Here is a 275-nt window from a genome sequence, read left to right as displayed (position 1 = left end):
ATGCGCATTTTGAACTTATATAGCAAATATGCCGGTAGGGTTACTGCTGAAATGCTTGACCGCAAGACTTATAATCTGGAGACCGGAGAGTGGAAGCAGGTTTCTGATGAGTTTATTAAGCTCGAAGCGGAAGCATTGCGCCAATATATGACACTCCAACAGGAATATAAGGATGCGTATAAGCAACTGATTCTTTTCCCTGTGCAGGCAATGGCCAATTTGTATGAAATGTACTATGCGCAAGCTATGAACCATAAGCTTTACAAGGAGAATAA

At 41.5% G+C, this 275-nt stretch carries 1 protein-coding gene; it reads left to right on the top strand.

All coding sequences use genetic code 11. The features are described from left to right. Nucleotides 1-51: 51 nt before the first annotated feature. Nucleotides 52-275: hypothetical protein (locus QWY29_RS21370; protein WP_300963061.1), on the top strand; the 224-nt coding region annotated here is incomplete at its 3' end.

This window comes from Nocardioides abyssi, assembly GCF_030412915.1.
GTDB lineage: Bacteria > Actinomycetota > Actinomycetes > Propionibacteriales > Nocardioidaceae > Nocardioides > Nocardioides abyssi.
Note: the sequence above shows the minus strand (reverse complement) of the source record. Positions and strands in the feature narration are given on the sequence as shown.